This window comes from Angustibacter peucedani (genome assembly GCF_054779595.1).
Map to the genome: position 1 here is coordinate 1 of NZ_BAAGXY010000156.1, position 5,344 is coordinate 5,344.

Consider the following 5,344-nt stretch of genomic DNA (forward strand, 5'->3'; position numbering starts at 1 on the left):
TGGACGACCTGCGCTCGGCGGCCGCCGACGCGCTCGAGCAGCACGCGCGCTGGCTCGAGGACCGGCTGCCGGAGTCCGAGCGCGACCCGCGGCTGGGCGAGCCGGCCTTCGCCGCCAAGCTCTGGTACGCCCTCGACACCCCGGCCGGGCCGGACGCGCTGCTCGACCGCGCCGAGAGCGACCTGATGGCCGTCGAGGACGAGATCGCGCAGGTCGCCTCCCGGCTGGCCCCGCGGCTCGGCGTCCCGGCCGAGCCGGCCGGCCAGGTGCGGGCGGTGCTCGACGCGCTGGCCGCGGGCGCACCGGTCACCGACCACGACGTCCTCGACCGGTGCGCGCACCACCTGGCCGAGCTCACCGACCTGGTGCGCCAGCACGACCTGGTCAGCGTGCCGGACGACGCGGTCGAGATCATCGAGATGCCCGAGTCGCGGCGCGGCGTCGCGGTCGCGTACTGCGACCCGCCGGGCCCGCTCGAGCCCGACGGCCCGCACGGCCCGCCGCCCACCTTCTTCGCCGTCTCGCCGACCCCGGCCGGCTGGTCGGACGAGCAGGTGGCGTCGTTCTACCGCGAGTACAACGACCACATGCTGCGCGACCTGTCCGTGCACGAGGCGATGCCCGGGCACGTGCTGCAGCTGGCCCACGCCCGGCGCTTCCGCGGCTCGACGCCGGTGCGCGCGGCGCTGTGGAGCGGCACGTTTGTCGAGGGCTGGGCGGTCTACGCCGAGCAGGTGGTCGTCGAGACGCTGGAGCAGGTGGCACCGGACGACGTCGCGACCCTGGCGCTGCGCCTGCAGCAGCTGAAGATGCGGCTGCGCTGCACCATCAACGCCGTGCTCGACGTCCGGGTGCACGCCCGTGGCATGACCGAGGACGAGGCGATGGCGCTGATGACGCAGCGAGGGCACCAGGAGGTCGGCGAGGCCGCGGGCAAGTGGCGTCGCGCGCTGCTGACCAGCACCCAGCTCTCGACCTACTACGTCGGGCACGCCGAGGTGCAGGCGCTCGTGGCCGACGTCCGGGCGGCCCGTCCGGGCGCGACGCAGCGCGAGGTGCACGACGAGGTGCTGGCCCACGGGTCGCCGTCCCCGCGCCTGCTGCGCCAGCTCCTCGACCGGCCCTGACCCGGTCGGGCCCCGGTGTCCGTCCCCGGGCGGCGGCCGCTGGCAGGATGCGGTCATGACCGACCTGGTGCTGCACTCCGGCGTGGTGTTCGACGGCGAGCGCGTCGTCCCCGGCGCCACCGCGGTGGTGGTCGCCGACGGACGGGTCGTCGCCGTCGGGCCGGACGACGAGGTGCGGGCGGCCGCCGGGCCGGCCACCGAGGTCGTCGACCTGGCCGGACGCCTGGTGTTGCCCGGCTTCACCGACGCGCACGCGCACCCGGTGCAGGGCGGCGTCGAGCGGCTCGGCTGCGACCTCACCGGGGCCCGCAGCGCCGCCGAGGCGCTCGACCGGGTGCGCCAGCACGCCGCCGCCCACCCCGACCTGCCGTGGGTGGTCGGCGCCGGCTGGCTCAAGGAGCACTTCGCGGGCGGGCTCCCGACGGCGGCCGAGCTCGACACCGCCGTGGCCGACCGGCCGGTGATGATCCGCGACAACAGCCACCACGCGGTGTGGGTCAACACCGCCGCGCTGCGGGCCGCGGGCGTCACGAGCGCCGGCACGCTGCACGAGGAGGAGATGGACCCGGTCGCCGCGCTCGTGCCCGAGCCGTCGCTGGGCGAGCAGGTCGCCGGCCTGGTGGAGGCGCAAAGCTACCTGCACTCCCTCGGGATCATCGGTTGGCAGGACGCCATCGTCGGGGCCTACGCCGGACACCCCGACCCGACCGACGCCTACCTGGCGCTCGCCCGGGAAGGACGCCTCACGGCGCGCGTGGTCGGCGCGCTGTGGTGGCCACGCGGCGTCGGCTCGAGCGGCGTCGCGGACGTCGTCGCCGACCTCGTCGCGCGCCGGGCCCGCGTCGCCGCGGCGCTGCCGGACGGCCGGTTCCGGGCCACGAGCGTCAAGGTCATGCAGGACGGCGTCGTCGAGAGCTTCACGGCGGGCATGACCGAGCCGTACCTGGACGCCGAGGGCGGGTGCCGCTGCGGGGTCACCGGCCTGTCGTACGTCGATCCGGAGGTGCTGCGCGAGGCCACGGTGTCGTTGGCGCGCAACGGTTTTCAGGTGCACGTGCACGCCATCGGGGACCGCGCGGCGCGGGAGGCGCTCGACGCCCTGGAGGCCGCGCTCTCCGACCCGGACGCCGTCCCCGACCTGCGCCACCACGTCGCGCACCTGCAGGTGGTCGACCCCCGCGAGGTCGCGCGGTTCGCCCTGCTCGGCGTCACCGCGAACCTGCAGGCGCTGTGGGCGTGCCACGAGCCCGCGATGGACGAGCTCAACATCCCGGTGCTCGGCGCGGAGCGGGCGGGCTGGCAGTACCCCTTCGGCGACCTCGCGCGCAGCGGTGCGCACCTGGCAATGGGCTCGGACTGGCCGGTGTCGTCGCCCGACCCGCTGGCCGCGATCCAGGTGGCCGTCACCCGGCGCGAGCTCGACCGGCCCTCGCCGCCGCTGCTGCCCGAGCAGGCGATCGACGTCGTCACCGCGCTCGCGGCGTACACGCGGGGATCGGCCCGGGTGAACCACCTGGACGACGGCGGGCGGGTCGCACCGGGCGCACTGGCCGACCTCGTGGTGCTCGACCGCGACGTCACGCAGGTGCCGGACGACGAGATCGCCGGCGTGCAGGTCGACCTCACGCTCGTCGACGGCCGACCGGTGTGGGAGGGCGGGTGAGCCCGCGCGCCCTGCTCGCCGAGCAACGGGCCCGGGCCGAGGCCCTGCTGCCGCCGGACGTCCTGACCTACCTCGAGGCGGGCGCGGACGACGAGGTGTCGGCCGGCGAGGCCGAGTCCGCCTGGCGGGCCTACCGGCTGCGCCCGCGGGTGCTCACCGACGTGACGGCGGTCGACCCGTCGTCCGAGGTGCTCGGCACGCCGCTGGCGACGCCGCTGCTGGTGGCGCCCACGGCCTTCCACCGGCTCGCGCACCCCGAGGGCGAGGTCGCGACCGCGCGCGGCGCGGCGCAGGCCGGCGCGCTGATGACCGTGTCGACGCGGTGCAGCGTGCCGCTCGAGGACGTCGCCGCCGCGGCGGGCGGGCCATGGTGGTTCCAGGTCTACGCGACCCGCGACCCGGCGGTGCACCGCGCCCTCGCACTGCGGGCCCGCGACGCCGGCGCCACCGCCCTGGTGCTGACCGGTGACACCCCGGTGGTCGGCCGCAAGCCGCGGCTGGACGCCGTGCGGATCCCGGACGTCGAGGCGTTCTGGACCGTCAACGCCGCGCCGCACCTGTCGGCGGGTGCGACGTCCGAGCAGGCCGACGAGGCGCTCGAGCAGTCGCCGTCCGCGACCGCCGACCTGTTCGGCGAGCTGGCCGCGCTCACCGGGCTGCCCGTGCTCGTCAAAGGCGTGCTGCGCGGTGACGAGGCCGTGCGCTGCGTCGACGCCGGGGCGGCCGGCGTCGTCGTGTCGAACCACGGCGGACGTCAGCTCGACCGGGCCGTCAGCAGCGCGCACGCCCTGCCGGACGTCGTCGCCGCCCTCGACGGGCGCGCACCGGTGCTGGTCGACGGCGGCATCCGCAGCGGGCTCGACGTCCTCACCGCGCTGGCCCTCGGCGCCTCGGCGGTGCTCGTCGGCCGACCCGTGCTCTGGGCGCTGACCGCCGGCGGCTCGGACGGCGTCAGCGCCCTGCTCGGCGCGCTCGGCGACGAGTTGCGTCACGCCATGGCGCTCGCTGGCGCACCGACGTTCTCCGATGTCACGCGCGACCTGGTGACCGGTGCGTCGACGGCGTGGGAGGAGGGCGGGCGGGTCGGCGAGGTCTAGGCTCGGGGGCGGCACCCGCCGTCCCCCGTCGTCGTCCCCCGAGGAGCCGTGGTCGTGGCCAGCATCGAAGCAGTCGGAGCCCGCGAGATCCTGGACTCGCGGGGCAACCCGACGGTCGAGGTCGAGGTCGCGCTCGACGACGGCACGATCGCGCGCGCCGCGGTGCCGTCGGGGGCGTCCACCGGCGCCTTCGAGGCGGCCGAGCGCCGCGACGGCGACTCGGGCCGCTACCTCGGCAAGGGCGTGCAGAAGGCCGTGCTGGCGGTGCTCGACGACATCGGCCCGCGGCTGCTGGGCTTCGACGCGAGCGAGCAGCGGCTGGTCGACGCCGCGATGCTCGACCTCGACGGGTCCGACAACAAGTCCAAGCTGGGCGCCAACGCGATCCTCGGCGTCTCGCTCGCGGTCGCGCGGGCCGGCGCCGAGTCGGCCGGGCTGCCGCTGTTCCGCTACGTCGGCGGTCCCAACGCGCACGTGCTGCCGGTGCCGATGATGAACATCCTCAACGGCGGCGCGCACGCCGACACCGGCGTCGACGTCCAGGAGTTCATGATCGCGCCGATCGGCGCCCCGACGTTCGGCGAGGCCCTGCGCTGGGGCGCCGAGACCTACCACTCGCTCAAGAGCGTGCTCAAGGAGCGCGGGCTGCCCACCGGCCTGGGCGACGAGGGCGGCTTCGCGCCCGACCTGCCCTCGACCAAGGACGCGCTCGACCTCATCGCGGTCGCGGTCGAGAAGGCCGGGTTCACGCTCGGCACCGACATCGCGCTCGCGCTCGACGTCGCCGCCACCGAGTTCTTCGCCGACGGCCAGTACCACTTCGAGCGCGCCGACCGCAGCGCCGAGTGGATGACCGGCTTCTACGAGGGCCTGGTCGCCGACTACCCGCTGGTGTCGGTCGAGGACCCGCTGAGCGAGGACGACTGGGCCGGCTGGTCGCACCTGATGCGGGCGGTGGGCGACCGCGTCCAGGTCGTGGGCGACGACCTGTTCGTCACCAACCCGGCCCGCCTGCAGCGCGGCATCGACGAGGACGCGGCCAACGCGCTGCTCGTCAAGGTCAACCAGATCGGCTCGCTGACCGAGACCCTCGACGCCGTGAACCTGGCTCACCGCAACGGTTTCCGCTGCATGATGAGCCACCGCTCGGGCGAGACCGAGGACACCACGATCGCCGATCTCGCCGTCGCGACGAACTGCGGCCAGATCAAGACCGGCGCGCCGGCCCGCAGCGAGCGCGTCGCGAAGTACAACCAGCTGCTGCGGATCGAGGAAGAGCTCGACGACGCGGCGCGCTACGCCGGTCGCCAGGCCTTCCCGCGGTTCGGGGGCTGATCGGGCGCATGGCGGCAGGACGACGGCCGAGCACCACCGGGGGCGGCGCCCGCGCGACGTCCCGCGGCGGGGCGCGTGCCGGGTCGCGCTCGGTGTCGCGCACGGGCTCGCGGACGTCGGCG

The 5,344-nt window shown here is 75.7% G+C and carries 4 protein-coding genes; all 4 read left to right on the plus strand.

Annotated elements, in window-relative coordinates; translation table 11 throughout:
* Nucleotides 1–1,127: DUF885 domain-containing protein (locus ACYVJ4_RS18230; RefSeq protein WP_460461497.1), on the plus strand; the 1,127-nt coding region annotated here is incomplete at its 5' end.
* Nucleotides 1,128–1,182: 55 nt separating this feature from the next.
* Entirely contained in the window at nucleotides 1,183–2,790 is a 1,608-nt protein-coding gene (locus ACYVJ4_RS18235; protein WP_460461498.1) for an amidohydrolase, read from the plus strand.
* Nucleotides 2,787–3,887 (plus strand): alpha-hydroxy acid oxidase, encoded by a 1,101-nt coding sequence (locus ACYVJ4_RS18240; protein WP_460461499.1) that lies wholly within the window; start codon nucleotides 2,787–2,789, stop codon nucleotides 3,885–3,887. The genes ACYVJ4_RS18235 and ACYVJ4_RS18240 overlap by 4 nt, the downstream gene beginning before the upstream one ends.
* Nucleotides 3,888–3,941: 54 nt before the next feature.
* Nucleotides 3,942–5,222, plus strand: coding sequence for a phosphopyruvate hydratase (eno, locus tag ACYVJ4_RS18245; protein ID WP_460461500.1), 1,281 nt, complete (start codon nucleotides 3,942–3,944; stop codon nucleotides 5,220–5,222).
* Nucleotides 5,223–5,344: the final 122 nt, after the last annotated feature.